This is a genomic window from Paenibacillus sp. T2-29 (genome assembly GCF_052921365.1).
Genome location: NZ_JBREVE010000003.1, coordinates 596,346 through 619,416, shown reverse-complemented (window position 1 = coordinate 619,416; position 23,071 = coordinate 596,346). Strand labels below are relative to the sequence as shown.

Here is a 23,071-nt window from a genome sequence, read left to right as displayed (position 1 = left end):
CTCATCTATTCAGGTAACCGAATGATAAAGGAAATGCGGCTGCCTCCACACTCCAGACGCGCTCCCTTAAGTAAACCATTTCGGCAGGCTACGGCAGTCAATTCTTCCGGCCATACCACGTTTGTTCCTTCCGTCGTGGGGATGACTTTAAGGCTTGCGCCTGCGTATTCGACTCGAATGCTTTCAGTTTCTTTCCCGGCTGTCATCACATGATGAATCACACTTCGTTCCCGACCGTCATACGCCATCAATGGAATAAGTGCCCCTACATTCTGAATATTGCCTTGAAGCTCATACGACACTTCAATTTTGCCAGGCACCTGACGATAATGCGTTCGGATTTCCCTCACTCCCGGGAATGGACCTTCCCACAGCAGAGTAAAGTCTGTCTCTCCATCAGATGCTGAACTGCGCTCCATCTGTACGTTTCCTCCGCCATCCTGCGGATCAATCCCTCCATCACGGTCGAACTCCAATGTGCCAGGGATTCCTTCTGACAAGCTGTGCCACTTTCCGTCTTCGGTTTGCCAGGCCGGTGTATAGCTCAGCGGGAAAATATCTCCCTCCGCGAAACCCGTAAAGCCGCGATCTGCGTGTCCTGCTGAGGATGGGCCGATCAGAGATGGCAACGCAGAACGTTGAATACGTACGATACCCGGAATATTGTACGGATCGTTGATTGAGGTTTGCACAAGCATTTGCTGCCCGTCTACAGCTGCAATGACGGTCTGAAACCAGCCATCCGTTGCCAATACCCGACTGCCGATCTCCGCCGGGATAGAGGTTGGAGGAATACGATCAATCTCCTTCCCATGTAGGAGCGTATGGGCCAGCACAGCTGCCGTCCACAGACTGTAGCAGGTATGATTCGAGTACACCTCAAAGCCATGGCGTGCCTCAGATGAATAATGGTTGCGGACGATATGCAGTTTGCCATCATCGGTCTGCCAACGGCCAATCGATTGCCAGCATAGATCTGCTGCCCGCCGAAATGCACCTGCAAGCCCATACTCGCCTGCTGTATACGCCTGCTGCGCATGTGTTGTAAAAACAAAGGCCGCAGCCGCTTCGTTCCATTGGTGTTGCGCGCTTCTTCCACGCGGAGGAATTTCCCCATGCGGGGATAAAGTCAGCAATGAGCTGAGTGCTCCCCTGCGAAGGTAGTCACGCACTTCGAGAGCACAGCCGCCATTATATCCGTTCTCCAGCATCACACCTAGATGAAACCGTGTGACAATATCGTAGGCGAATGGGCTATTGGGCCGATCCAGCGGACCATCTTGGTACAGCCCCAAACTGGTAAAGCGAGGTAAGTGGTAGTTGCGGATATACGTCTCCATCCACTCAGAATCGGCTGCAATCCCTTCAGTGGCACGCAAAAACTCGCCGGAAATCATGATCGCATTCCAGTTGATCATCCGGTTTGGATTTTTCATTTTGCTCATCGTAAAAATGTAGGTCTGCTCAGGCTGAATCCTGCTCAATTGCTGTTTCCAAGCCGTGGCCTGCTCTGGCAGCAGATTTTTAAGGATACGATACGCCCCCATCATCATAATTGGAAAAAAGTCCGGGTGATGATCTGGTGCTTTTTCCTCGACTACACAGGCTATGCTATGCGTCAAGGCTGCAGCAGCAGACTCAAGTAAATCATGCCGGCCTTCTTTGACCAGCACAGCCGCAGCCAACGCATAGGATGGAGTGGAGTAATACCGTTCACTTTCAGAATGAGGATCAATGATAGCTCCGTTTTCATCTTGATACAAGGCATATGCACGAACTAGCTTTTCCAGCACAGCCAGCTTACGTTCGTGAGTCCATCCGTCATTTTCTCGATTTGGTGCGCTTTCCACCTGTTCTATAAATCTCTCCAGTTCCGTCTGCCAAGGGTACACGCTGCCTATTTGAAGCTTATTCATTCTGTATGCCTCCCATTCAACATGAAGATTGATGTATGGTAAAAAACAGATTGCAATCGATGCTTGCTGAACCGTTCCAGCGATCAGAGTCTAGTTGCAGTGATGTCTTATAAAACACAAAAGCCACTCCGTCATGATCTATATGCTTCACAGCCTCCAGCCGCTGTCTTAGCACGCCAGCATCATAATCTAGCCTAACCACTGCGTTCGTTCCCTTCCATTCCACGAAGCCTACTCCTGTATGAGGCTGAATACGGCTGATCAAAAGCTCCTCCACATCCCACGGCTTCACGTTCATACCAGACGTCTCAAACTCAAAATGATCAGTGACAGTCAGCCTTGCTCCCTCGTTACCTTCCAGTACACTCCAGACAAAGGAGCGGGTGAAAACAGTCAACTCATCTACAGGATAAGCAGATGTCAAATCGAGCTTAAACCTTGTAAGCGTCTGTTCTCCCTCCATCTCATCCATAGCAGCATCGAGTACAACGGCTCTTGCCTTTGCTCCAGATTGCTGCGTGATCCCATTAATGATAGGCACGGAATGACCGCTGGAGGAAATATTGATAATCGACTCCCGTCCTGGTGAAAAGTAGGCTTTCGTGTACAAGCCTGCTCCCAGATCACAGAGTACATTTTCGCCACCGCCATGAAGGATGAAATGTCCAAGATCATTATGATTGTGCGGCTCGTTGTTATGCCCAGCCTTGGCTGAAAATGCAAGTGTGGCACCTGGGTTATCCTGCTGTCCCCCGGATCCATGAGGACTAGAGCAGAGGCTGCGGCACATCAACCAGCCGAGTTGCGGCAAATAATCGATTACGGCTTCACTGCATCCATATACCAAGGGGTTGGTCCAGACTAGGTTACGCAATACATGAGCCCAGCGGCGACACGGATCTTCCAACAAACCAGGTACCCGAAAGGGGAGTGTAGATGGGCGTCCTTGCAAAAAATTCACATGAGAGATGAGTCCAGAAGGCAACCGTTCAGTTTCACTACTATCTGAATAATTAGCGAAAATACCGTCTGACAGATGGACTCGTTCTGCAAAGGCTGCGATTTGTCTTACCTTTTCTGAGTTCAAAATATCCACAGCTCCCTCGGTAAACTCACGCAGCATATCGGCAAAATATATAAAATACCCAAAGCCATACACCCAGTAACCTACGCCTTCGGGACATCCCCCGTCCTCTCTGTAGCCTGCCAAAAAGCAATCCAGTGCACCCAGCATACGCTCGATGGCTATCGCTCTGGAAAACTCGTCTTTTGCCAGCAGCAATGCAGCAATTCCGCAACCCGAAGCACATACTGCCGACCAGTTATGCTCTGCCGTTTCCCAATTAAAATGGTGAGGCTGCCAAAACACAGGTTCCAGTACACGGCGTTCAACCTCTTTGTGTACCTGAACGACTACGTGATCAGCCAGTCGTTCTCCGAGTAGCAATAAAATTTCAACCAGCATTTGCGCTGTTTCTGATGCGAATAAATCCACCTGCTGCCAAGGCGGTGTTACAGTGTCCTCTTCGTTGACATGTGCAGGAAGCGCCCAAGTGTACTCGCTGCATATGTCCAGCAGTCCGCTTTCCACCTCTTTCATCTTCTGATGCTCCGGATCGGCAACTGCTGCCAACACGATAGCAACCAGTCGTCCGCGCCGTTCAAAGTATACATCCTCATACGGCTTGCGCTCCCCTGTATTAGCAAATTGCTGGAACAGAGACAACGGTAGTTCAGGCTGTGGTGCTTCCCAAACATCATTGCAGATACGTTCGATGTCCTTCCAAAGCTCGGCGTATGCCGATTCATCGACAGTTGCCCGCAATCTTTGGGTCCAATTGCTCCTTAACCGTTGTCTTGCCGAATTCTGCACTCCGCCAGCCAGCGCGTTGACGAGCCGCGAAGCAGGCCAAGCCTCCTTCAGAAGACTCATTCGCATTTCCTCCCCATGAGAAGCATACGTTTCACCTTCTTTTTTGTTAACGCTTTCATTGTATCTAACAATCTGCCTAAATTCAAAGGGGGGGTAAAAATATAATTGGAAAAATATAAAAAAACCTCCACGCCACGTTGTCGTGGTCATGAAGGTTCTTATTTACGTTCTTGAGTTCCGTCCAGATTCGCTTTGGTCCATTTTTCTACGCTTTAGGCTTCTCTTGTTTCCAGTTTCTAATCCCGTCATCCTCTAGAATCCCCAATGCGGCATCTGAAATATTAGGATCTCGCAGCAGAGCGTCCTCGACTCTAAATTTAATATCATCAGCATCTGCCAGCGTCATGCCCGAAGTAAGCTCGATCACCCCTTCGACGTGATAGTAACGTCCCTCCTGCAAAATACGCATTTGAGAAATATCGGTCACATGTGTATCTGCCAAAATAATGGAAGCCACACGTTCTTCGATATCAGGAGGTGCAGATACACCAATCAAGCCCACCATGTTGTCATAACCGACCCGGAAAGCTACACCGACCATCAGACAGCCGATGAGAATACTCGAAATCCCGTCCAGCAGCTTAAAATCTGTCAGCGATGTGACAACTACAGCAAGCAGGGCAAGTACCCCGCCTGTCGTTGCTACCAAATCCTCATAGAACACCAAGCGGGTTGGTGGCGCAGCACGTCCCACATGACGAAAGGCAGAGGTAAAAATACCTAGCCCCTTCGCTTCCACTCTGGATTCATGCAGCACTTCTTTCATCGCTTTGCTCCATACAAATCCGTCAACCACCAATGACAAAACCAGCACCACTACATTAATCCAAAATCCTTGTGCGGATTCGGCCGGATGCTGCAGCAAATGAATTCCTTCCAATACAGTTTCGTAGGCCATAATCGTTACGACAATAACGGCAACCATACAAAAAAGATTAATTACCCGTCCGAAGCCGGTAGGAAAACGTTTCGTAGGTTTTTTCTCTGCCAATACACTGCCCGCAAATACAAACATTTGGTTCACCGCATCCGCAATGGAATGCATCATCGTAGCAAACATTGAGCCGCTGCCTGTCAAGGCAAAAGCAATCCCCTTAATCAGGGCAATGCCAGTATTACCCAATGCCGCCGAGCCTGAAGATTTATTTCCTTTTTTGACCATACTCCAAAAGGAGTCCTCTCTCTGTTTCACTTCCATCTTGTAGCTCCTCCTGAGGTATACATAATCTGACATATCCACATTATGTAATCGCTTGTTATGTATTATTTTTAACCCGTCCATATTCTACCTAACCAACTGAGGAGAATCAATACTCATGATAATATATTCCATCGTAAAGATTCCCCATGACTCTCACGAAACGGAAGATTGTAGCTACGGATTCCTCAAAGCAAAAAGCCGTTGATCTAGCAGAACCTTTTTATTGCGGTGAACGGTCTGCTGTGTCAACGGCTGCAAAACTTGCTGACTTAACTTCGTTCATTCAGCCAAATGGCAAGCCACCCAGTGATCTGGACGAGCTTCACGATAGCGTGGAATCTCTTGAGAGCAGCGGTCGATTGCAAAGGGGCAGCGAGTATGAAACTTGCAGCCCGAAGGCGGATTCACCGGACTTGGAATATCCCCCTTGAGCAAAATACGTTCTCTTTTCAGCTTCGGCACCGGAATAGGCACAGCCGACAGCAACGCCTTCGTATACGGATGCAGCGGATTGCCGAATAGCTCGTCACGCGAAGCTGTTTCGACCATAGAGCCTAGGTACATCACGCCAATACGGGAACATAAATGTTCAACTACACTTAAATCGTGAGAGATGAACAAATATGTCAGCCCCCGCTCGGCCTGCAATTTGGCAAAGAGGTTAATAATCTGTGCCTGTATGGACACATCCAGCGCTGACACCGGCTCATCAGCGATGATCAGATCTGGTTGAAGCGCCAGCGCACGGGCAATGCCAATCCGCTGACGTTGACCTCCAGAAAATTCATGTGGGAAACGGTCGATATGATATTCCGACAATCCGCACAGCTTGAGCACGTCCAGCACGATCTGCCGGACCTCCTCTTTGGTAGCTATACCGTGGTCGAGCAGCGCCTCACCAATGGCATCTCCGATTCGTACACGCGGATTCAGCGAGCTGTACGGGTCTTGAAAGATCAGCTGAATTTTGGGACGAAATTCCTGCATCCCTTTGGCTGACAAGCTGTGGAGATCCACCCCTTTGTATTTTACGGTACCATCTGTTTTATCCGTCAATCTAACAATCGTGCGGCCCACCGTGCTTTTACCGCTCCCCGATTCCCCCACCAGGCCAAAGGTTTCACCCTGACGGATCGTAAAGCTTATATCGTCTACTGCCCGTACATGTCCTGAAGTGCGGTTCATAAACCCCGACTTCACCGGGAAGTACGTTTTTAAACGGTCTATTTCCAACAACTGCTCAGCCATGAACAACCGCCTCCTCATATAACCAGCAGGATGCTTTCTGCTGAGCTGAAACTTCTTTTAATGTAGGCTCCTTTACACGACAAATGTCCATGCAATGCCCGCAGCGGTCATGAAAATAACAGGAAGTCGTCAGCTCCAGTGGATTAGGTACCTGCCCGGGGATGGAATACAGCTCCTTTTGACGCTGATTAAGCACCGGTTTGGACTTGAGCAAACCCTGCGTATAGGGATGCTTGGGGTGATTGAATAGCTGCACCACTTCGCCTTCCTCGACGATCTTGCCCGCATACATCACAATTACATAATCTGCCATCTCCGCAACAACACCCAAATCATGGGTGATCAGCATGAGCGACATATTGGACTGGGCTTTAAATTCACGCAGCATGTCGAGAATCTGTGCCTGAATTGTTACATCCAGTGCCGTGGTCGGCTCATCCGCAATAAGCAGCTTGGGACCGCAAGAAACAGCAATGGCAATCATAATGCGCTGCAGCATCCCTCCGCTCAGTTCATGGGGATAGCTTTTTAATATCTGCTCCGGTCGGGATATACCGACCTGTTCAACCAACTCCAGTGCCCGCTTGCGAGCTTGCTTTCGGCCCATCTTTAAGTGCTCAATCAGTGGCTCCGACAGTTGTTCACCAATGGTCATAACCGGATTTAATGAAGACATCGGCTCCTGAAAAATCATGGAGATTTCATGTCCGCGAATCGTGCGCATCTCATTTCTACTAAGCTCTAGCAGATCGGTTTCCTCAAAACGGATACTTCCACCTGCCACTTTACCACCGGGACTCTGAATCAGGCCCATGATCGACATGGCGGTAATACTTTTGCCGCAGCCCGATTCACCCACAATGCATACCGTCTCCCCCGGCTTCACGCGAAAGCTGATATCATCCACCGCTTTGACCGTTCCTTCTTCTTTATAAAATTGAGTGCTTAAATGTTCAATAGAAAGTAAATTGTCCATGGTGCATGATCACCTACCTCTTATGTTTCGGGTCGAGTACATCCCGCAGCCCGTCACCAAAAATATTAATAGCGATGACTGTAGCAAAAATAGACAGGCCTGGCGGTATCCACAACCAAGGTCGTTGCTGAAAATCCAGCACATTGTTGGCGGCATCAATCATATTTCCCCAAGTTGGTGTCGTGGGCAGCACGCCAAGACCAAAGAAGCTGAGTACAGATTCACTCAGGATGGCTCCGCCAATGTTCAATGTAGCGATAACGATCAGCAATGGCAAAATATTCGGCAGCAGATGCTTAAAGAGCTTTCGGCGATTCGATAGTCCTAGCACCGTCGCGGCCTGCATAAATTCACGTTCCCGTAAACTAAGCATCTGACCTCTCACCATCCGTGCAATCCCCGGCCAGTTGACTAGACTCAGCATCAACATGACGATATACATCCGTTGATCAGGCGGAACCTTCCAGTCAGATAACAGCGCCCCCATAATAAATAGCAATGGTAAACTGGGTATCGTCAGCAGCAAATCGGCAATGCGCATAATGATTTGATCCGCAATTCCGCGAAAATAGGCGGATATAACCCCTAGCGTTGCTCCTAAAAAAACAGATAACACCATAGAAGCCAAACCCACAGTAAGAGAAATTTGACCTGCCTGCATCACACGTGTCAGCACATCCCGTCCCAGCTTGTCTGTTCCTAGCCAGTGATGGATATTCGGCGCCTTGTTCATTATTAATATGTTCGTTTTGTTATCGGAATAAGGAGAAAATAACGGACCGATAAAACAGAGCAAAAACATAAATACCACGACGAGCAGTCCAGCCATAGCAAGCTTGTTTCTGAACAGCTGCCGGAGCGCTTGCTGCCACATTGAAGATTTGACATTTATTCGCAGTCTGCCGTTGCTCTTGCTCAAATTACTGCTCACGGATGACATTCCTTAGCCCCCTTCTTACACTTTCACACGCGGGTCTGCGATGCGATACAAAATATCGGACAACAGCGTCCCGATCACGCTCAATATGGCAATCAGCATCGTGAAGCCCATAAGCAGCGGATAATCCCGAAGCGAAAAGGATAGCATGTACAGCTGACCGATCCCGGGCCAGTTAAAAATCTTTTCGATAATCAGAGATCCGCCAAACAACGCAGGCAATTCAAAGCCAACGAGCGTAATGGCAGGCAATAATGCATTTCTCAATGCGTGTGTAAAAAGCACCTTTCTTTCCTTTAGACCCTTTGCACGAGCTGTACGGATATAATCTTGCTGGATCACGTCGATCATATTGCTGCGGAAGTAGCGGGTCAGCGAACCCAATCCCAGTAGTGTCATCACGATCACCGGCAAGGTCATGTGCTGGAAAACCTCCTTCACATACTCCATGCCTATAGCGTTACTGCCCGTATTGAGCATCCCGCCTGGTGGCAGCCACTTCAGATCGACCGCCGCAATTTTGATCAGATACAGCCCGATAAAAAAAGATGGAACAGACATCGCGGCAAAAATTAACACCATAACCAACGTATCGAACCATGAATACTGCTTGTAAGCAGCAACCACACCAATAATGACTGCAATCAGCCAGGTCAGGAAGGTGGATACAATGGCCAACAAGAACGAGTTCCAAATATATTCATTAAATAAGGTCAGCACCGGTTTCTGTTGAGCGAGCGAATAGCCGAAATTACCATGCAGCGCATTGCCTAGCCAATTTCCATAGCGTTCAAGAATAGGCTTATTCAACCCGTAAATTTCCCTCAGCTCTGCTTTTCTCTCCGGCGACAGCTTCAGATTACCGCTAATGAAATCCCCCGGTGTCATGGCATACAGGAAAAAAATCATCATCGAAGCGGCCAACAAGATAATAATCATATACGTCAGTCTTTTCGTTAAAAACGAGCTCATGACAGACTCCTTTCAATTCATGGTCGGGCTACTCATTACGCATCCTCCATTTGGCAGACCCCTTGATCCGAGGCGTTCTTCACAAGGAGCCCGCAAAGATGGCTTATTTAAGGGACCATTCGAACAGATTACCAGACAAGCCAATGAATGGACTGACCTTTACATGTTCCATTCGACCATTGTAAGCATATACAGTCTTCTTGTAGTTGGTGAAAATAACGGGTAGTTCATCATTTAGCAGCACATATAATTCCTTATATATTTTCTTGCGTTCTTCCATATTCGTCGTAGCCAAACCTTTTTCATAGAGCTCTTTGAGCTTCGGATTGTTATATCCCTTGATTTCACCATTGACGAATGGCTCAATTCCATCCGATGGGTCTGTCAGCATGGCGGTCGAGAAGGCGGCAAGATCATAATCTTTACCTTCTACTTTAGCGACCATTGCATTAAAGTCTGCAAAGATTTCCGGTTGCAGGTCAACGCCAATCGCTTTATAGTTCTCAGCCGCAAGCGCAATAAACGTATCTGTTTCCGGACGTTTAGAGGTCAGCAAGTGAATGGTCAGCTTTTGACCGTTTTTCTCACGGATGCCGTCACTACCTTCTACCCAGCCTGCTTCATCTAGCAGCTTTTTTGCTTGCTCTGGGTCGTAGTTGTATGGATTGATCCCATCGGTCGTGTATGACCAGAATATAGGAGAAGCCGGAATGTTGGCGACCGCCCCTGCTCCCTGTGCTGCATCAACATAAATGCTTTTGCGATCCAATCCATAGGTCAATGCTTGACGAACCTTTTTATCCTTCAGCTTTTCATTTTCCAGATTGACTTGCAAATATCCGTAGGTGCTCGGGGTATATGGAAGAATATTCAAAAAACCAAGCCCTTTCAGCTTGTCGATATTTTCCTGCGTTGCGGTAAAGGAAGCAAAATCGGTATCACCTGTTTCGATGAATTGCCATGCATCACCTTCCGCTGTCTTATAAATGAAGTGTTTCGTTTTCGGCTTGCCTTTAAAAAAGTGATCATTCGCCTCCAGACGAACTTCTTGCCCCGGAATGAATTTTTCAAGCTTATATGCCCCATTCCCCAATGGGCTACCATGTAGATTTTTAAAATAATCCAGCTGTCCGAACTTATAATCCTTGCCGTAGTAAGCTTTGGACAGCACATATTCACCGAGAATGGTTAGAGCCAGCGCGTTCGGCTTTTCCAATGTTACTGAAATAGTCTGTGGATCGATTACCTTAATTCCATCAATTTGCTTTGCCTTGCCTTCCGTGTAGGCTCTACCGCCTTTAATGTTCAGCTTCCGAATTTGGCTGTCGCCAGGATAAGCTTTGTCATAGATCAACGTCCAGGTAAAAGCGACATCCTCTGCTGTCAAAGGCGAGCCATCGCTGAATTTGGTATCGGGAACTAGATGAAACGTATATGTTAGATTATCCTTGGAAATATCCCAGCTCTTCGCCAGATTGGGCAGCGGAAGTCCCTTCTCGTCTACCGTAACCAGCGGAGTCCATAACTGCGAAATGACGTTGCCGTCATAGCCGCTTTGGTTAAAATACGGGGTGAAAACCCCGGCCGGGTCAGTCAGACCAACAATAATGGTGTCGTTTCTTTTTTTGGATACTTCCGGCAATTTGGACATATCAGAAGCCTTTACCAGACTTGTTAATGGCTGCGCTGTAGCTACTGTCTGTGTGTCTCCATTGTTTTGAGCAGCAGAATTGTTGGCGCTATCCGATCCCCCATTGGAGCAAGCCGCCAGCAAGGTAGAACTCGCCAGAAGTAGGCTGCTAAGTAAAATAATACTCTTTTTCAACATAATCCCCCCAAATTAAATAATTAAATTCCGATAGAACAAGTTGTGATTAAGAAGATAGTCCTCATTATAGGAATTTATTAGGGTTCTGTAAAGGGAGAACTGCGTTTTTTTATGTAAAAGCTCTGCTTATCAACAACTATTCGAATTTTTGTACAAATATAAATAAAGCCACTTAATCCCTAGTAGTAGATTAAGTGGCTGTCTCTTACTCATTTGCTATACTATTTTTTTACAGCATGGATATAATGAATCGTTTCGAACGCAGACAAATAATCTGTCCTCTCATCAAAGAAAAGACTATTTATTGTATCCGGGGATAGATGTTCATAAATTAGTAAATCTGAAGCTTCTAACATTTCCTCGATTTCATCATAAGCAAAGCATGATTTCATGGGTTCTCCACTTACTGAAGCCATTTTCACCATATTTTCAACTCTATTAAACACGCCTTTCTCTTTAAAAAGGTTTTCATCTGCATAATCAAAAACGATCGAACTCCCTGATGGAACCTTGGTAAACAAATGATTCATTAATGTTGAAATTTCCTCTTTAGTTAAATAATAAGAAACACCCAGAAGGCTAAAGAATGTTTTTTTGTTAACAAACCCTTCATCCAATAGATTAGAATACGAAAACGGATGGGCAAAGTCCATAGAAACCAGATGAAGATTACTTGGTATTTTTAAATTTGCATGAGCTAACCTTTTCTTCTTAGATTCCTGTGTTGCTGGATGATCTATTTCAAATATTTCTAAGCTGTTTTTCAATTCTGGATGTCGAAAACAAAAAGTATCTAACCCGGCTCCAAGTATGACATACTGCTGTAATCCTAACCTAAGTTCATTAAGTAATACTTTTTCACAATACGCGGCACGTGCTAAGGGTGTTGGAGAAAGTTGAACTTGCGTAATCCATTTTAAAATTTCATCTGGATCATCTCTGAACCTTTGCGCAATATCGTCATTGAAAAACGTTATCCCTTCAATCATATTCTTTCTAATATCTGAAAATTCTTTTTGGGAAATTAACTCTTTAACCATAAAATCATCAAAAATTTTGGGTGTGTCATGTTGACTATGATATGCTCGGCCAAAAGCTGCTACTAAGGAAGTTAAACTGGACTCATTTGGCTTCATACATTTATCCTCCTATAAAAACAAAAATAAGATTCCCCTGGCCAGGAGAATCTTATTATAATATCAACTCAAATAAATGTAAATTATAGCATAAACAAATAATTTTGTCAAGGTCCAATCTTATGACTTACCTTCGCTCCATATAGCCAAGGATACTCCCATGCATCTCATCCACAGCCGCAAACCGTGCACTGTAGCCGAGCAATGTTTCGCCATCAAAATGTGCATGAATGAAGCCAGCGGCACGGAGCTTAAATATATGATCGTGTGTGATTCCCTTGGATAGCTGGAGATGACGGACAATCTCAATAAAGGTTCGCGGAGATTGGCTCTGGTACAAATATTTTAAAATCTTGAGCCTGCTCTTCTCCCCCAAACTTCGAATCATGCGATATTCCTGTGGTGATAAAAAATCATCTTCCTGGACATATACTCCTGCTGAATAATGACATAACAAAAGTGAGCCAAATTGATAAATAATATTCATCGGCTGAAAATGATATTGCGGTACCAGCAACACCTGCGTTAGTCCTGCGGAAGGCTCGAACCGGAATCCATTAGTTATACGATCCACCCACTCCATAGAGTCATATACGTTCTTCTCCCGCTTTCTGCGTTCAGCTTCCAGTTTCAGGCCACTGAGAATCCTTGTATCCATGTGACGAAAATACTCCTCGTTCCAGCCGGATAGCAGTTGCAAAGCAAGTTTACGGAGGTTCTCCATGTCGTCAGTCAGCGGAATCCCATAGGCTGATGCCTGTTGTTTTAATTCCGGTAAAGTCTGGCTTTCCAAGCGGTCTAAGACCTCTTCAATGCCCCCCTGATCAGAAAGCATACAGACAAATCCATAAATAACCTTCCAATCTGTATTGATTTCCATGGACTCCAGTAACGCGGACAGACTTGGAGACAGCGTTTCACGAACTTGCTCTGCCCATCTGGATGCTAATAAATCTGTCTTCTTATATGCTTTGCGGCAAATAAAAGTGTGTAAGCTGCTGAGCAGTTCAAACACCGGTCCGTATGCTACATGTACATCGTAAGGAGCGTTCACGTCGTGACTCATCGCTTTCTGTCCTCTTTTCTTTCATATCTGATGTCCATTATACATACTATCGTACATCCGTTCATTCTTAGTGATTCACTCATGCGAAAATGAAGGCACAATACTGATGCAAAGCCAAAGCCAGATCCGTTAGAGTCAAACTGTTTATCTATAAAACAAAAAAAGGGTATTCGGATTTTATGGTGGAGACAAAATCAAAACATTTGCCTTAAAAATCGGAGAATATGGTGGTATTTTTCTAAAGACTTGATTTGTAGCGATATCTTAGTACAATGGTTTTATGACTACTCAAAAAATAATAAATGACGAGCTCAGAGTCAAAATATTTAAGGCGTTAGCCGATGAAACAAGATTGGACATCATACGAGCTCTATACGCCAGCAAGAAGGAAATGAATTGTGGAGAAGTAGGACATATTCGCGATACTACGAAATCGAATACTTCGTATCACTTGCGTGCTTTAAAGGAGGCGAAATTGATCAAGGTACGAAAAGAAGCTCAAACGAAGTATATGAGCATCGATTTGGAGACATTTCAAACTTACTTACCTGGATTTCTGGATACGTTGTAGAAAGAAATTCTTTTTTTTATTCATTAGTTCAATAATCTTTGAACTATAGAACTAACTAAAAAGGGTGAATAGAATGATCAAATTAACTGCTTTATTTTTCCTCATCATGTTTGTTATCGGTACGGATACGTTTTTGATTTCTCCGCTCATCCCCACTCTTCAGAGCTTGTTTCATATCCCGACTGAATATTCCGGTTGGATGGTGGGGTCTTATGCTTTAGGTTATGCCATTTTTGCACTGATTGCTGGACCACTTTCCGATGGATGGGACCGCAAAAAAGTAATGCTTGCCGGCATGGTATGCTTCTCGGTTTCAACCATGTTATGCGGCTTTGCCACAGGTTTTTGGTCAATGTTCTTCTTCCGTTTTTTAGCCGGAGTCAGCGCAGCATTTACGGCGCCTCAAGTCTGGGCCTCGATCCCTGCTCTGTTTCCAACGTCAAAAATCGCCAAAGTATCAGGAATCGTCATGGCAGGCTTGGCTGCTTCCCAAGCGTTCGGCATCCCTATTGGAAGTCTGCTTGCCTCAACCCATTGGTATTATCCTTTTTTTATAATCGGTGCATGTGCATTATTGGTAGCAGTATTCATCTTCTATGCTTTGCCCGAAATGAAACCAAATCAAGGCCAAAAAACCAAGACTCCGGTTTTCAGTAGATACATCCCACTATTGAATAGCCGAATGGCGAGAAAGGCTTTCCTCGCTCATTTCTTATTTCAATGTGGATTCTTTGCTGCCTTTTCTTTCATTGGAAAATGGGTGACGGATCGCTTTCACCTTTCAATTGATCAAGCGGGATACGTAATGTTTTTTCTTGGTCTTGGGAATATAGTCGGGAGCTTCGGCGGTGCCTATGTGATCAAAACGTTAAACCGTTTCAATACGCTGGTTGTAGGCTTTCTTGTCTCTATCATATGTTTTATTGTTTTGCCTCTCTTGCCGTCGGTTGCGGCTTTCGAAAGTGTTTACTTTTTCATATTCGTTAACATGGGGATCGCTTTTCCCCTAATATTGGGAATGCTGAATTCATTAAATCCGACCATCCGCGGCACGATCTCCAGCTTGGCCAATTCAATCATGTACGCTGCGACAACGCTCGGTTCTTGGATCGCAGGCCTGATTTACGCGACTTTTAACGGTTTTTCCGCCGTAGGCACGTTTGCGGCTATATGCTTTGCCGGTTCGTTGTTATCTTTTATATTCAGCGGTATTTTGACCAGTCACGCAAAAACAAAAAAGGAACTTGCATCATAAATGCATAGAAGAAATTCATATGGATATTCTAAATCTTTTAAAATTCAACATCCTAAGTATCAGTGAGAATGAATTTGATTTTCTAATACAAGTGATGACGAACTCTCCACCTTTGGCTTGCCCTCATTGTGGATGCATAGCCAACCTCTACAAACACGATAGCAGGGAACAGATCTGCATGGACTTGCCTATTCACGGCAAGCGTGTAGGCCTTCTTATAAAGCGTCAGAGGTATCGCTGTAGAGACTGCAATCGAACTTTTGGGAACACTTAGACCACACCATAGACGAAAAGCGAAACTGCACCAAACGATTATTGTCTTATATAGAGAAGCAAAGCCTTAAACGCACGTTTGTCAGCATATCCGAGGATGTTGGATTGCATGAAAAAACGATACGTAACATCTTTCGTGATTACATTAATCGTCTTAAAGAAACGCTTCGATTTGAAACTCCTAATTGGCTTGGGATTGACGAAATACACATTATTAAGCCAAGATGCGTTTTAACCAACATTGAGGAACATACTTTGTTAGACGTTTTGCCCAATCGTAACAAGGAAACCGTTGTAGGCTACCTCTCACGCCTTCCAAATCGAGGACAAATACGATACGTCACAATGGATATGTGGCAGCCATATAAGGACGCCGTGAGGGCTATATTGCCAAAAGCTCTTATCATCGTCGATAAGTTTCACGTTGTCCGTATGGCAAACCAAGCGTTAGAAACCATTCGTAAGCAGCTCCGAGAAGGATTATCGCCAAGAGAACGCCGCGGGCTGATGCACGACCGTTTTATCCTCCTAAAACGCCGTATAGAGCTTACAGAGATGGATAAGATTACGCTTGACCTTTGGACAAAAAATCATCCTTCTCTCGGCACTGCTTATGACTTAAAGGAATCATATTTCGATATTTGGGAATGTGATAGCAGACAGACGGCATTCCTTAAATACAACGAATGGAAAGTTAAAATACCAACTGAACTGCAATCCGCTTTTGAACCACTTACAAAGGCTATGAAGAACTGGGAACAGGAAATATTCGCCTACTTCGACCATCGCATTACAAACGCTTATACGGAATCTCTAAACAGCCTTGTTCGAGTCATTAATCGTTTAGGCAGGGGATACTCTTTTGAAGCCCTACGAGCCAAGATACTCTTTACAGAGGGACTTAAAAAGCAACGTAAGCCTAAGTACCAGAGGCGGTTTGATAGCTACGATCTACAGGAGGAAAACTTCCCGATGCTTAATATGCCACCTGTTGGAGTTGTTCGTGAGCCAGAAGAAATAATCTTGCTGGGAATCGATTTTTCCACCTTGATCGAAAAATTGGAGAAGGATCAGCTATAAGCCCTTCTCCACCATAAAATCCGAATATCCTAAAAAAGGTTATCTCCCACCAAGAATCGCAGGAGACAACCTTTGAATACCAATATTTCTATTCTACGTATCTTTTATCGGGTAGGAAAACGAGAGGTGTCCTTCTTGACCTGGCTCCAGGTATAACGCAACATCCAGGTATCCCACTCTGTTATTTTAGGAGAATTTCCGGCCCACATAATCGTAGGCATAGGGAACCCACCAGGTGGACGCTCGTCCTCTTCGTAGAAATCAGGCAAGCCAAATCCATGCCCCATCTCATGCTCTGTAATCTGTACTTCATCCGAATTCAAGGTGTTCAGGATATAATCATCAGGCATACGTTGTCCCCAGTCACCGCCGGCTCCACCCTGAAAATTAGACGTTCCCCATAAGTACATATCAAACCGCTTGTCCAGTCCACCCGGATAAGTATAGTTAGGGTCCATAAAATGTTCAAATCTCGATAGTGCATTAGGAGCAACCGGAAGTTTAGCAGGAATATTGGGGTCTGTTTTACTTAAGTCATCGGTAATCGTATCTGTGTAAACGATTTCATTAGATTGTTTATTAAGAATCTGCGACGGATTTGCAACGGCCCAGCCAACTATTTTTACAGTAATATGATCATACGGCCAGCCATCATATCCTTTTAACTGCTTATTCCAGTTATTTATTTGGCGACTTAGCATGGAAGCCATATCTTTACGCTGCTGAAGAGTGATATTTTTAGAGGATTGCCAGCGAACTACATAATTGAGTGTTCCTTTGCCTGCATAAATTTGATCAAAAATCAAGTTTTTACGGTTGGTTGAGCCTTCTTTGACCATCCTATTCTTCCAAACCCATTCTACCGAAGGCTTAAATTTAGCAGGTAGTTCAGCGGCAGCCAAGCTATTACTCATTGTTTCTGTATTCGAAGTGCTTTCCAAATCTGAGGCTGCTAAACCGACATTAGCCCCGCCAACCAGTAAAGAAGCAGCCATTACCAATGAAAAAGAAGCCCTGATCATTCCTTTTTTCTTCGGCATTTTTTCAACCTCCGTACCTGTTATTTTTACGAGCACATTTAAAATGACAACGTTTGTTCTCTCACCTACACCCACTCTAAATTTTGAATTAAATAACAATTTTATATTATCATTGGAATAATATACCGTCAAACAAAAAGAGCCCCTCTTAATAGAGAGGGGCTCAGCTCCATAGAGTAGGATCGAGTTCCTACTCTATGGATTTCAATGCCAATTCAGCCAGTGAAGCCAGCAGCTTCGCTGTTCCCGGCAGTGCGTGTTCGTCCAAATCAAAGGAAGGATGATGCCATTCCTGGCTTCCCGCAGTGCCGACAAAGACAAACACACCGGGGATGTTCTTCTGATAAAGCCCAAAGTCCTCGCTTGCCGAGGAAGGTATGGGGCGAACGACCTCCAGACCGACTGCTTCGGCCGCCTGCTCCGCGATCACAGCCAACTTACTGTCGTTCAGCACAGGTGGCGGACCCTCGATCCAGCGGATGTTCGCTTTCGTACCAAAAGCATCAGCTACGCCCTTGACGACCTGCTCGAAGCGTTCAGCCACCTGAGCTCGAACATTCTCATCAAAGGTGCGGATTGTTCCATCCAAATGAGCGCAGTCTGGAATGATGTTCCAGGCATTGCCGCTGTGCAGCTTCGTGACACTGATGACCGCGCTATCGAGCGGATTAACGCTCCGACTCACAATGGATTGCAGCGCCGTAATGATATGTGACGATACCACAATGGGGTCAATCCCTGCATGCGGCACTGCCGCATGTGTGCTCAGGCCCTCCACCTCAATGTAAAATCCGTCTGCCGCTGCCATTAGCGGACCTTCTTTGATGCCGACCGTGCCTACGGGCAAATCTGGCTTGTTATGCAGGCCGAAAATGGCCTGTACCCCTGTCAGCGCACCGCTTTCCAGCACTTGGGCAGCGCCTTTGGCTTTCTCTTCGGCTGGCTGGAACACCAGCCGAACCGTCCCCTTCAGCTTCTGCTCCCGCTGCTTCAGCAATACGGCTGCACCTAACAGGGATGCCGTATGAAAATCATGCCCGCAGGCATGCATCTTGCCAGGATATATCGAAGCATAAGGCAATCCCGTCTCCTCCTGGATGGACAGTGCATCAATGTCTGCACGAAGCGCGACAGTTGGACCGTCCTGCTGTCCGCCGATTTCCGCTACCAATCCGGTACGCAGCGGCACATCCAGAATAGTTATATTCTGTTCTTCGAGCAGGCGGCGAATATAGGCGGTAGTTTCAACCTCCTCGTTAGACAGCTCGGGATAACGGTGCAGATGACGGCGAATTTCTACCAACTTCTGCTCCAAAACCTGCTCCTTCGTCCCGGTTGATCCACTCATCCCTACTCCTCCTTCGTGAATCCATATTGGTTACAACTTTCTTATGTCAATAGTATCTAGGACTGCACAGGCAACCCGGCAAAAGCTTCATGCAACAACTCGAATGAGCGCACACGCTTGTCGATATCCCGTATGCCTGTCGTTACAATCAGCTCATCTGCTTGATACTTCGCTTGAATTTCCGTCAACACAGCAAAGATTTCATCTTTATTTCCTTTGTTAATTTGTGCTTGTGTAACTTCAATTGTATATTCTTCACCCGATTGCTTACCGAATTCCTCTGCACTTTCCAGCGCACCCACCGTAGCCGTTTTGCCACTGGCCAGGTAAATCTTGTACAGCTTCTGCTCACCTGCCAACTCCGCTGCTTCTTTGGAAGTGTCTGCCACAATAACCGATAGCGCAAAAAGTGCCTTCGGCTCACGTCCATAACTGTAGTCGAAAGACTCCCGATACGTACGGAATGAATCCAGTGCAACCTGCTCACTACTATTAATAAATTGCGAAAAAACATAGGGTAACCCCAAACGCGCAGCAATTCCAGCACTGTCTGTACTTGTACCCAAAACATAAATCTCTGCTGGTATTTCCGGAATCGGATTTGCCTGTAATCCGGCCAGCGGTCCTTCTTCAGGCGGGATATTATGAATATAGCGACTTACTTCATCAATTTTCTCTTCGAGAGAAGGTGCATCATGCACGTTGCGTTGTAACGCCTGTGTGGATTTTGGCAACCCGCCTGGCGCACGTCCGATGCCCAAATCTACACGACCCGGTGCAAGAGAGGCTAGCACATTAAAGTTTTCAGCCACTTTATATGGGCTGTAATGCTGAAGCATCACCCCACCAGACCCGACTCTAATACGCTCGGTGCGTGCCAACAGATGGGAAATGAGTACTTCTGGCGATGAGCCTGCAACCTGCTCGGAATCATGATGCTCTGATACCCAAAAGCGCGTGAATCCCAATTCTTCTACACGCTGCGCCAGCTTAATCGTGTTACGAAGGGCCTGTGCCGCCGTTTCACCCTCGTGTATAGGGCTTTGATCCAACACTCCGATTTTAATGCTCATGTCTCCCTCTCCCGTCTAAATTGAATAGTTATATTCTGGTGTAATTCGTTTCAGGAATTGTTGGGTACGCTCCTCTTTGGGGTGGTTAAAAATGGCGTCTGGTGTGCCCTCCTCGATAATATGACCGCCATCCATAAATACCACATGGTTTGAAACATCGCGCGCAAAGCCCATTTCATGTGTCACGACAATCATGGTTATGCCTTCCTTCGCAATCTTACGGATTACCGACAGCACCTCACCCACCAGCTCAGGGTCCAGCGCCGAAGTCGGCTCGTCGAATAAAATCACTTCCGGGTTCAGCGCCAAAGCACGCGCTATGCCGACACGCTGCTGCTGCCCACCGGATAGCTGGCTTGGATAATGATTCAGTTTTTCGCCAAGGCCAACCTTTTCCAGCACTTCAATACTGATTTTTTTCGCTTCCTCCTGCTTAAACTTGCGGACAACGACAAGTCCCTCCATGACATTTTCCAGCGCGGTTTTATGCTTGAACAAATTATATTGCTGGAAGACCATAGCCGTCTTTTTACGCAAGGCCACAACATCCTTCTTCGCAGGTCGCTTGCAATTCACGGTAAAATCTCCAATGCTGACTTCTCCGTCATTCGGCTTTTCCAGATAATTAATGCAGCGTAGCAAGGTTGTTTTTCCTGAACCGCTTGGTCCTAAAATAACGACGACCTCGCCTTTGTTCACGGTCAAATCAATGCCTTTGAGCACTTCATGTTTGCCGAACGACTTTGTAATATTTTGCAGACGGATCATGATGCTCGACCTCCATTAAATACATTGATTTTTTTCTCCACCAAGCCGGATATTCGCTCAATCAATACCGTCAATCCCCAAAATAGCAGGGCTGCCGCAATATACACCTCTAAATATCTCCAGTTTGTGGATGCCAGAATTTCAGCCTGAGCCTGTATTTCTGTGACCGAAACGGTGAAGGCCAAGGTAGAACCATGCAGCATCCCAATAACAGAATTCGTCAGGTTCGGCAAACTCACCACGAATGCCTGCGGAAATACAATGCGTCTTAATACTTGCCATGTCGTCATACCAACCGCATAAGCCGCCTCAATCTGCCCCTTGTTGACCGACTGGATTCCAGAACGGACGACCTCAGACATATAGGCGCCACTGGTAATGGAGAACGAAATGAGTGCAAATACCATATAAGGAACGTCTTTGGATTGCAGTGACCATCCGAAATGCTTCGCTCCTGCATCAATCAACAAAGGCAAACTGAAATAAATAAGCAGCAGATGCATCAGCATCGGTGTACCTCGGATAAAAGTAACGTAACCGTGAGAGATCTGGGACAGCACAGGAACGTTATAAATTCGTGCCAATGCCGTTATAATCCCGATGACCAACCCTGCCAGCACGGAAACCACTGTAATGATTAAAGTGTTGGGCAACGCGGAGAACAATCCTAAAAAGGCGGTGTATACAAATCCAAAGTCCAGACTCATATGCCTTTACCTCCTTTACTCAGACGAGGACTTCTCAGGTAACGCACCACAAAACCTTTTCGTTTGGCGGGCTCTTTCTGTACTGAATCTCTATGCTCATGCCGGAGAAGTGTATTTTCCAGCACCTTGAATAATTTTTGTACAATTAGACTGATCACTAGATAGATAAGGGACAACGCGATATACGTTTCCACAAAATGCTGGGTAGCCGAACCCAATGTTTGCGATTTTCCTGTCATCTCCATCGCACCGATCGTAAACGCCAGCGAGGTATCCTTCAGATTGCCAATGACCAGATTGGAAAATACCGGAACCACTACAGCCAACGCTTGCGGCAAGATGATACGTGTAAAAGTTTGAGAGCCTGACATGCCGACTGACTGTGCAGCCTCGATTTGTCCCCGATCTACAGCACCTACGCCAGACCTGATAATTTCGGAAATAAAGGCTCCACTATTGAGCGCGTAGGTCGCTACGGCAAACCACAACACATCCCATCTGGAGGAATTGATATCCACCAGCTTTAGTAGCTCTGGCAGGCCGTAATACACCAGAAACAATTGAATTAGAATCGGGGTCCCACGGAAAAAGGAAACATACACCTGGGAAACACGTTTGAGAAATGGAATGTTATACATGCGAGGCAGCGCAACCAACAGACCAATGATCAGTCCCAACACAAGCGAGCTTGCCACAATAAACAAGGTGATGTGCAAATAGGACAGCATTTTCGGGATAAAGCTAAAAACATAATCAATATTGAACTCTCTGCTCATATGCCTGCCTCCTTTCTATACATCAGCGGTCAGAATACATAAAGTACCCTGACCGCTGAAATGTCCAAGTCTATCCTTACTTCTTACTACTGGTACTCTCTTTTTTCACATCCTCCAGGGACTTCGTGAAATCCTCTCCAAGCCATTTAATGCTCAGCTTCGACAGCGTACCGTCGTCCTTCACTTCCTGAATGGCTTTGTCCAGGTCATCCGCCAATCCTTGCTCATTTTTGTTCAGTACATACAGTACATCTGATTGAGTCAAAGGATCACCAACGGTTTTCAGAGCTACTTCTCCTTTTTCATCGGTGTTAAAACGGTTCGCAAAGTCTGTCGTAACGGTAGCATCTATACGGCCGCTCGTAATTTGCTGCACCGTATCATTGGCTGCACCACTCGTATACACGATATTCAGAGCATCTCCGTGGGTTTTGTTATATTCTTTCAGCACATACGCCGCATTACTGGTTGGACTGGTAAGTACCTTTTTCCCTTTCAAATCATCAATGGAATGAATGCTATTATTATCCTTCGCTACAGCTACTCTGTTTAGAAAAATGCTATACGGATTTTTGTTGAACAGATACTTGGCTTCGCGTTCCGGGTTTTTTTCCATTTGATGCGATACCAGATCAATCTTGCCGGCATCGAGACTGAGCAGCAAATTTCCAAAATCCATCGTTTTGAATTCAAACTCGTATTGAGGTAGGCGCTTGTCCAGCTCCTTAATCAGCTCCACATCAAAGCCTGTTAAATTTCCGTTTTCGTCAATAAAGCATACATTTTTAAATTGAGTGCCTGTGCCTACAATAATTTTCTTCACGTCTCCGCTTGAACCTGACGCACTAGACGTGTCATCTGAGGAACCGCAGCCTGCCAACACCAGAATGATTGCCATAACAGACAATATTGCAAACCACTTTTTCATATGAATCCCCCTCATCTCTTTGCATATCAGCAGTTTGCG

General features: G+C 45.9%; 19 protein-coding genes and 1 pseudogene. 3 read left to right on the top strand and 17 right to left on the bottom strand.

The genetic code is table 11. The annotated features are described in order from the left end of the window. Positions 1-5: 5 nt before the first annotated feature. The 10 genes from ACU1JV_RS12525 to ACU1JV_RS12480 form a co-directional block, all read right to left on the bottom strand. Positions 6-1,916, bottom strand: a complete 1,911-nt coding sequence (locus tag ACU1JV_RS12525; RefSeq protein ID WP_413986035.1) for a glycosyl hydrolase — start codon at positions 1,914-1,916, stop codon at positions 6-8. 16 nt (positions 1,917-1,932) lie between these two features. After that, positions 1,933-3,849 carry a hypothetical protein gene (locus ACU1JV_RS12520; RefSeq protein ID WP_413986034.1) on the bottom strand — a complete coding sequence of 639 codons (1,917 nt, stop codon included), beginning with the start codon at positions 3,847-3,849 and terminating at the stop codon, positions 1,933-1,935. Between the two features lie 205 nt (positions 3,850-4,054). Beyond that, positions 4,055-5,047 (bottom strand): cation diffusion facilitator family transporter, encoded by a 993-nt coding sequence (locus tag ACU1JV_RS12515; RefSeq protein ID WP_025679105.1) that lies wholly within the window; start codon positions 5,045-5,047, stop codon positions 4,055-4,057. A 282-nt stretch (positions 5,048-5,329) separates the two neighbouring features. Next, the gene (locus ACU1JV_RS12510) at positions 5,330-6,298 is read right to left on the bottom strand and encodes an ABC transporter ATP-binding protein (RefSeq protein WP_413986033.1); all 969 of its coding nucleotides are present in this window, start codon (positions 6,296-6,298) and stop codon (positions 5,330-5,332) included. Continuing rightward, the gene (locus ACU1JV_RS12505; RefSeq protein ID WP_413986032.1) at positions 6,291-7,274 is read right to left on the bottom strand and encodes an ABC transporter ATP-binding protein; all 984 of its coding nucleotides are present in this window, start codon (positions 7,272-7,274) and stop codon (positions 6,291-6,293) included. The genes ACU1JV_RS12510 and ACU1JV_RS12505 overlap by 8 nt, the downstream gene beginning before the upstream one ends. Positions 7,275-7,287: 13 nt before the next feature. Further along, positions 7,288-8,214, bottom strand: coding sequence for an oligopeptide ABC transporter permease (gene opp4C, locus ACU1JV_RS12500; protein ID WP_017428379.1), 927 nt, complete (start codon positions 8,212-8,214; stop codon positions 7,288-7,290). Between the two features lie 15 nt (positions 8,215-8,229). Continuing rightward, a complete protein-coding gene (locus ACU1JV_RS12495) occupies positions 8,230-9,183 on the bottom strand; it encodes an ABC transporter permease (protein WP_446724548.1) in 954 nt (317 codons plus the stop codon). Positions 9,184-9,286: 103 nt separating this feature from the next. Further along, complete coding sequence (locus ACU1JV_RS12490; protein ID WP_413986030.1) at positions 9,287-11,011, bottom strand: ABC transporter substrate-binding protein; 1,725 nt, start codon at positions 11,009-11,011, stop codon at positions 9,287-9,289. Positions 11,012-11,232: 221 nt separating this feature from the next. Continuing rightward, on the bottom strand, positions 11,233-12,147 hold the full coding sequence (locus ACU1JV_RS12485) for a class I SAM-dependent methyltransferase (protein ID WP_058829580.1): 915 nt from the start codon (positions 12,145-12,147) through the stop codon (positions 11,233-11,235). A 127-nt stretch (positions 12,148-12,274) separates the two neighbouring features. Then, on the bottom strand, positions 12,275-13,213 hold the full coding sequence (locus tag ACU1JV_RS12480) for an ArsR family transcriptional regulator (protein ID WP_413986029.1): 939 nt from the start codon (positions 13,211-13,213) through the stop codon (positions 12,275-12,277). A 280-nt stretch (positions 13,214-13,493) separates the two neighbouring features. On the opposite strand from ACU1JV_RS12480, the gene ACU1JV_RS12475 reads away from it, so the two are divergent. The 3 genes and pseudogenes from ACU1JV_RS12475 to ACU1JV_RS12465 all read left to right on the top strand — a co-directional run bounded on the left by ACU1JV_RS12475 (position 13,494) and on the right by ACU1JV_RS12465 (position 16,392). Further along, positions 13,494-13,784 (top strand): ArsR/SmtB family transcription factor, encoded by a 291-nt coding sequence (locus tag ACU1JV_RS12475; RefSeq protein ID WP_058710457.1) that lies wholly within the window; start codon positions 13,494-13,496, stop codon positions 13,782-13,784. A 73-nt stretch (positions 13,785-13,857) separates the two neighbouring features. Beyond that, positions 13,858-15,039, top strand: a complete 1,182-nt coding sequence (locus tag ACU1JV_RS12470; RefSeq protein WP_413986028.1) for an MFS transporter — start codon at positions 13,858-13,860, stop codon at positions 15,037-15,039. A gap of 19 nt (positions 15,040-15,058) precedes the next feature. Next, positions 15,059-16,392 (top strand): annotated as a pseudogene (locus ACU1JV_RS12465) (ISL3 family transposase). A 104-nt stretch (positions 16,393-16,496) separates the two neighbouring features. Here ACU1JV_RS12465 and ACU1JV_RS12460 read toward each other — a convergent pair. From ACU1JV_RS12460 to ACU1JV_RS12430, 7 genes are all read right to left on the bottom strand, one after another. Next, positions 16,497-17,432: a dockerin gene (locus ACU1JV_RS12460; RefSeq protein WP_413986027.1), complete on the bottom strand. Its 936-nt coding sequence runs from the start codon at positions 17,430-17,432 to the stop codon at positions 16,497-16,499. A gap of 190 nt (positions 17,433-17,622) precedes the next feature. Further along, positions 17,623-18,780 carry an amidohydrolase gene (locus tag ACU1JV_RS12455; RefSeq protein WP_413986026.1) on the bottom strand — a complete coding sequence of 386 codons (1,158 nt, stop codon included), beginning with the start codon at positions 18,778-18,780 and terminating at the stop codon, positions 17,623-17,625. A gap of 56 nt (positions 18,781-18,836) precedes the next feature. Beyond that, positions 18,837-19,853, bottom strand: coding sequence for an LLM class flavin-dependent oxidoreductase (locus ACU1JV_RS12450; RefSeq protein ID WP_413986025.1), 1,017 nt, complete (start codon positions 19,851-19,853; stop codon positions 18,837-18,839). A gap of 15 nt (positions 19,854-19,868) precedes the next feature. Then, positions 19,869-20,621, bottom strand: a complete 753-nt coding sequence (locus tag ACU1JV_RS12445; RefSeq protein WP_216975221.1) for an amino acid ABC transporter ATP-binding protein — start codon at positions 20,619-20,621, stop codon at positions 19,869-19,871. After that, positions 20,618-21,328 (bottom strand): amino acid ABC transporter permease, encoded by a 711-nt coding sequence (locus ACU1JV_RS12440; RefSeq protein ID WP_216975220.1) that lies wholly within the window; start codon positions 21,326-21,328, stop codon positions 20,618-20,620. The genes ACU1JV_RS12445 and ACU1JV_RS12440 overlap by 4 nt, the downstream gene beginning before the upstream one ends. Next, positions 21,325-22,104, bottom strand: coding sequence for an amino acid ABC transporter permease (locus tag ACU1JV_RS12435; protein ID WP_165079934.1), 780 nt, complete (start codon positions 22,102-22,104; stop codon positions 21,325-21,327). The genes ACU1JV_RS12440 and ACU1JV_RS12435 overlap by 4 nt, the downstream gene beginning before the upstream one ends. 76 nt (positions 22,105-22,180) lie before the next feature. Continuing rightward, positions 22,181-23,032 (bottom strand): transporter substrate-binding domain-containing protein, encoded by an 852-nt coding sequence (locus ACU1JV_RS12430; protein ID WP_040101477.1) that lies wholly within the window; start codon positions 23,030-23,032, stop codon positions 22,181-22,183. Between the last annotated feature and the right edge of the window lie 39 nt (positions 23,033-23,071).

Coding starts and splice junctions, on each gene's coding strand:
- ACU1JV_RS12525 (WP_413986035.1), bottom strand. CDS start 1,916: ATGAATAAGCTTCAAATAGGCAGCGTGTACCCTTGGCAGACGGAACTG.
- ACU1JV_RS12520 (WP_413986034.1), bottom strand. CDS start 3,849: ATGAGTCTTCTGAAGGAGGCTTGGCCTGCTTCGCGGCTCGTCAACGCG.
- ACU1JV_RS12515 (WP_025679105.1), bottom strand. CDS start 5,047: ATGGAAGTGAAACAGAGAGAGGACTCCTTTTGGAGTATGGTCAAAAAA.
- ACU1JV_RS12510 (WP_413986033.1), bottom strand. CDS start 6,298: ATGGCTGAGCAGTTGTTGGAAATAGACCGTTTAAAAACGTACTTCCCG.
- ACU1JV_RS12505 (WP_413986032.1), bottom strand. CDS start 7,274: ATGGACAATTTACTTTCTATTGAACATTTAAGCACTCAATTTTATAAA.
- opp4C (WP_017428379.1), bottom strand. CDS start 8,214: ATGTCATCCGTGAGCAGTAATTTGAGCAAGAGCAACGGCAGACTGCGA.
- ACU1JV_RS12495 (WP_446724548.1), bottom strand. CDS start 9,183: ATGAGCTCGTTTTTAACGAAAAGACTGACGTATATGATTATTATCTTG.
- ACU1JV_RS12490 (WP_413986030.1), bottom strand. CDS start 11,011: ATGTTGAAAAAGAGTATTATTTTACTTAGCAGCCTACTTCTGGCGAGT.
- ACU1JV_RS12485 (WP_058829580.1), bottom strand. CDS start 12,147: ATGAAGCCAAATGAGTCCAGTTTAACTTCCTTAGTAGCAGCTTTTGGC.
- ACU1JV_RS12480 (WP_413986029.1), bottom strand. CDS start 13,213: ATGAGTCACGACGTGAACGCTCCTTACGATGTACATGTAGCATACGGA.
- ACU1JV_RS12475 (WP_058710457.1), top strand. CDS start 13,494: ATGACTACTCAAAAAATAATAAATGACGAGCTCAGAGTCAAAATATTT.
- ACU1JV_RS12470 (WP_413986028.1), top strand. CDS start 13,858: ATGATCAAATTAACTGCTTTATTTTTCCTCATCATGTTTGTTATCGGT.
- ACU1JV_RS12460 (WP_413986027.1), bottom strand. CDS start 17,432: ATGCCGAAGAAAAAAGGAATGATCAGGGCTTCTTTTTCATTGGTAATG.
- ACU1JV_RS12455 (WP_413986026.1), bottom strand. CDS start 18,780: ATGAGTGGATCAACCGGGACGAAGGAGCAGGTTTTGGAGCAGAAGTTG.
- ACU1JV_RS12450 (WP_413986025.1), bottom strand. CDS start 19,853: ATGAGCATTAAAATCGGAGTGTTGGATCAAAGCCCTATACACGAGGGT.
- ACU1JV_RS12445 (WP_216975221.1), bottom strand. CDS start 20,621: ATGATCCGTCTGCAAAATATTACAAAGTCGTTCGGCAAACATGAAGTG.
- ACU1JV_RS12440 (WP_216975220.1), bottom strand. CDS start 21,328: ATGAGTCTGGACTTTGGATTTGTATACACCGCCTTTTTAGGATTGTTC.
- ACU1JV_RS12435 (WP_165079934.1), bottom strand. CDS start 22,104: ATGAGCAGAGAGTTCAATATTGATTATGTTTTTAGCTTTATCCCGAAA.
- ACU1JV_RS12430 (WP_040101477.1), bottom strand. CDS start 23,032: ATGAAAAAGTGGTTTGCAATATTGTCTGTTATGGCAATCATTCTGGTG.